Source organism: Cobetia sp., assembly GCF_983723665.1.
The window spans coordinates 30,124-34,362 of sequence record NZ_CFDJES010000011.1; the positions used below are offsets into that span (position 1 = coordinate 30,124).

The following is a 4,239-nucleotide window of genomic DNA, read 5'->3' on the forward strand; positions in this document are numbered from 1 at the left end:
ACTGCGCGAGTCGATTCGCGTGCTGGAGGGCGACGCCTGCTACCCCGAGCTGCATCCGGCACTGTCGGGCCGCCGCTTTGATCGCCTCTTCAGCCAGCACCTGCTGGTGCATCTGAGCGACAAGGTCAGCACGCTCACCCAGTGGCATGACTGTCTCGAGCAGGATGGCTATCTCCTGCTGCACGAGCCGGTGCTCAGCGTGCAGGCGCAGGCGTTTGGCGAGCGCCCTGCCCTGCCACTGCCCTGGGCGCTGTCACCGCGTGGCGATCAGCTGGCCAGTTGCGAGGAGTTGCATGAGGCGATGGCCAGCAGTGGCTTCGAGGTCGATGCCCATGTCGAGCTGACCGATCAGGTGCTGAGCTGGCAGGCGCGGCGCATGCGCGAGAGCACCAGCGAGCAACCCAGCGCCTACCGGGATGATGCGCCTGCGCCCTCGCCGGCCATGCTGGCCGCCCGCGGCCTGACGCCGGAACTGGTGTTCGGCCCGGCCTTTTCCCAGATGCAACGCAACCTGATGCTGGCCCTGGAAGCCGGCTGGCTGGAGGTTCACCTGTGGCGCCTGCGCAAGCGTCCTGCCAAGCAGTGAAGGGCACGATGAATCAGTAGAACTCACCGCAGGGATGCGGCGAGGAAAAAATTAGGAAACAGCGCTCGCAAATGACTGGCATCCGCCTGCCTCAACCGTTATTCTTGCCAGTACAGTCCCGTTCGGGGGATAAGCCGTTCGTTACCCGTCAGCATGTGAGGGTAATGTGCCCGACATGATGACCGCATTGCTTCGTGTTTCATCGATACCCACGAGTCAGTGCAACGTTTCCCGATGCTCGCGCAACGTTTCTCCGGGAATCTGTTCATCAAGGGCGTGATCTGATCAATCACTCCCAACAGCATCAAAGATTCCCTCACGGGAAAACCGAAAGGGCCTCCACTTGGAGGCCCTTTTTTTGTCTGCACGCTTCGATCCAGTCGCTCAGGTCTAAATGTTCAGGCCTAGTCGCTCTGGCCTGCAGGCGTCGAGCTGAAAGCTCCGCTGCGGCGCATCACGACTGCCAGCCGGCCAGCACCTCGAGGTGATCACGACGCGCCTGACCCGGTGTCACGGCCGCCAGTCGCACCCGGGTGCCCGGCACACATTGCCCGAGCTGTGCGCAGGCCAGTGGCGTCAGCGCGCCAAGGCGCGGGTAGCCGCCGATGGTCTGGCGATCATTGAGCAATATGATGGGCTGGCCATCGGCCGGCACCTGCACGGCGCCCAGCGGAATGCCCTCGGACACCATGCCCGCTCCTTCACGCTCGAGACGCGGGCCGGTCAGGCGCACGCCCATGCGATCGGCGCGCCCATCCACCGCCCATTCGCTGTTGAAGGCGCGATAGAGGCTGTCGCCACTGAACTCGGCGATCTGCGCCCCCACGACCAGCGGCAACTCCAGCGCCTCGCCTTCCCTGGCGGCCAGCGACTGCTGCCATGCCTGTGCCGAGGCCGGCAGCTCGCGCAGCGACAGCTCATTGCTGGCAGCCGTCAGCACATCACCGCTGGCCAGTGCCCGCCCTTCGCCATCCAGCCCGCCGAGGCCGTCGCGCACCGTGCTGGCGGCACTGCCCAGCACCGGGGCGACATCCAGGCCACCGGGGAAGGCCAGATAGGCGCGCAGGCCAGCAACGGGACGCTCGAACTTGAGCTGCTGCCCGCTGGCCACCTCGAAGGCCTGTCCCGGCGCGAGCGCCTCGCCGTCGAGGGTCGCGGCCAGGTCCGCACCGCACAGCGCCAGAGTGCCGGCCTGTTCGACCTTGAGCAGCAAGCCGCCGCCCATGGTGATCTCGAGTCCCGGCGCATCATGGGCGTTGCCCAGCAGCCAGTTGGCCCAGCCCAGCGACACCCAGTCCGCCGCGCCGCCCTGGGTCACGCCCAGGTGACGCACGCCCAGACGGCCAGCATCCTGCACCAGCGCCAGTGCACCACTGCGTTCGACGCGCAGCGTCGTCTTCGTCTTCACGTCGCTCATGCGCGTTCCTCCAGCGGGGTGACATCGCCGCCCAGGCGAACGAATTCCTCTCGGCTCACGGAGACAAAGCGCACGCGATCACCGGGCATGAAACGACTGGACGGTTCACCGGCCTCGTTGCGCCCGAACAGGGTAATGGGCGTTCGGCCCAGAATGTTCCAGCCACCGGGTGAGCGAGACGGGTAGATGGCGGCCTGACGGTCGGCGATGCCGACGCTGCCGGGGGCGATCTTCTGGCGCGGCGTCTTGAGGCGCGGTGTGGTCAGCGCCTCTTCCAGCACGCCCATGAAGGCGAAACCGGGCGCGAAGCCGAGGGCGAACACGCAGTAGTCATGCGCCCCGTGACGCTCGATCAGCGCCTCGACGCTGATGCCCAGCCGCGCGGCGATCGGCGCCAGTTCCGGCCCGACACTGTCGTCATACCAGACGGGCACTTCATGCAGCTGGCCCTGCTGGCCACTGCCCGGCGCGAGATCCGCCAGCGCGGCCTGAATGCGGGCACGCGCCTCGCCTTCTTCCAGCGCGGCCACATCGTAGTGCAGCAGCAGCGTGGTGTAGGACGGCACCAGATCGACCAGCGCCGCGCCGAAGGCCTCACGCAGCGCACTGTCGGCGGCCAGCACCCAGGCCATGTTGGATTCCTCGATGCGATCGAACAGCCGGATGATCAGCGAGTCCATGCCGACGGTCTCGAGGCGCAGTTGCGGTGACGTGCCACGGCCGTGGCTGTCAGCCCCCGCCATCAGGCACCCGCCAACGTATCGAAGGCTTCACGGATGGCGCGCACCGCGGCCACGGACTCGGCGTTGTCACCGTGCACGCACAGCGTATCGGCGGACAGCACCAGATCACCGCCGCTGCTGTCGGTCAGCGCTTCACCACGCGCCAGCGTCACGGACTGGGCGATGATCACCTCGCTGTCGTGATGCACGGCGCCCGGCTCACGACGCGACACCAGGTGGCCGCGTGAGTCGTAGGCGCGGTCGGCGAAGGCCTCGAACCACAGCGTGATGCCCATCTCGTCGGCCAGCGCCTGCATCGGCGCGGGGTTGGCGGTCGCCATCACCATCAGCGGCAGGCTGGCGTCATAGCGCACCACGGCCTGCATGACGGCGCGCAGCAGCGTCGGGTCGGCGGCCATGTCGTTGTAGAGCGCGCCATGCGGCTTCACGTACTGGACGCGAGTGCCCTCGGCGCGACAGATACCATCGAGCGCGCCGATCTGGTAGAGCAGCATGTCCTCGACCTCGGCAGGCGAACACGCCATCGAGCGACGGCCGAAGCCTTGCAGGTCCGGATAGGCCGGGTGCGCACCGATGCGCACGTCATGCTTGACCGCCAGACGCACGGTGCGGCGCATGATGCTGGGGTCGGAGGCGTGGAAACCACAGGCGATATTGGCGCAGTCGACGAAGGGCATGACCTCTTCATCCAGACCGATCTTCCAGTTGCCGAAGCTTTCGCCCATATCGCAGTTGAGCAGGGGGAGGGAGGGAGCAGAGCGGGACATAGCGGAACCTCACAGGTCAGATCTTGTGTGTTGTTATGCCTCCACTCTATGTAAGGGGCCGCCTTGGTATCCAATCGTATTTTATGATTCGTCATATCGGTGAAATCTTTCATCATCTTGCGCCATGAAAGCACCGGCCGTGTATCGCTTGCCCGACAGCGCGCATCATGCTTCTGTCTTGGGCGAGCCGAGCGGTGACTTCAGGGCCTGTCACCCCGCCCACCGCTGGTCTGAAGTCATTCCTTGCTCAGCCGAATCCCCAACAACAACAGGAGTTTCACCATGGCCGTCAGCGACCCGTTCCACCTCGCCATCCAGGTCCGCGATATCGCCGAGGCACGCCGCTTCTATGGCGAGTTTCTGGGCTGCCCCGAGGGCCGCTCGTCCGACAGCTGGGTCGATTTCGACCTCTATGGCCACCAGTTCGTCTGCCACCTGAACCCGGCGCTGGCCGACCCGGCAAGCGCCGTCGCTCAGCACCGCAATCCGGTCGATGGCCATGGCGTGCCGGTGCCGCACTTCGGCGTGGTACTGGAGATGGACGCCTGGCAGGCACTGGCGGACCGCCTCATCGCCGAGGGCGTCACCTTCGAGATCGAGCCCCATATCCGCTTCAAGGGCGAACCCGGCGAACAGGCAACGATGTTCTTCCTCGACCCCACCGGCAATGCACTGGAATTCAAGGCCTTCAAGGACCGCGAGAGCCAGCTGTTTCGCAAATGACGT

Annotated in this window: 5 protein-coding genes; 2 read left to right on the forward strand and 3 right to left on the reverse strand. The window is 65.8% G+C overall.

Features of this window, described 5'->3' with window-relative positions:
- On the forward strand, positions 1–586 hold a 586-nt coding region (locus AC4FAH_RS02525), incomplete at its 5' end, for a class I SAM-dependent methyltransferase (protein ID WP_490245612.1).
- A 454-nt stretch (positions 587–1,040) separates the two neighbouring features.
- Here AC4FAH_RS02525 and AC4FAH_RS02530 read toward each other — a convergent pair.
- The 3 genes from AC4FAH_RS02530 to AC4FAH_RS02540 are packed head-to-tail and all read right to left on the reverse strand — an operon-like array spanning position 1,041 to position 3,513.
- The gene (locus AC4FAH_RS02530) at positions 1,041–2,003 is read right to left on the reverse strand and encodes a 5-oxoprolinase subunit C family protein (protein ID WP_213113958.1); all 963 of its coding nucleotides are present in this window, start codon (positions 2,001–2,003) and stop codon (positions 1,041–1,043) included.
- Positions 2,000–2,746, reverse strand: coding sequence for a 5-oxoprolinase subunit B family protein (locus tag AC4FAH_RS02535; protein WP_054555508.1), 747 nt, complete (start codon positions 2,744–2,746; stop codon positions 2,000–2,002). The genes AC4FAH_RS02530 and AC4FAH_RS02535 overlap by 4 nt, the downstream gene beginning before the upstream one ends.
- Positions 2,746–3,513 (reverse strand): 5-oxoprolinase subunit PxpA, encoded by a 768-nt coding sequence (locus AC4FAH_RS02540; RefSeq protein WP_153636297.1) that lies wholly within the window; start codon positions 3,511–3,513, stop codon positions 2,746–2,748. The genes AC4FAH_RS02535 and AC4FAH_RS02540 overlap by 1 nt, the downstream gene beginning before the upstream one ends.
- Positions 3,514–3,795: 282 nt before the next feature.
- Here AC4FAH_RS02540 and AC4FAH_RS02545 point away from each other — a divergent pair, with 282 nt between their 5' ends.
- Complete coding sequence (locus AC4FAH_RS02545) at positions 3,796–4,236, forward strand: VOC family protein (RefSeq protein ID WP_054555510.1); 441 nt, start codon at positions 3,796–3,798, stop codon at positions 4,234–4,236.
- The last annotated feature ends 3 nt before the right edge of the window (positions 4,237–4,239 follow it).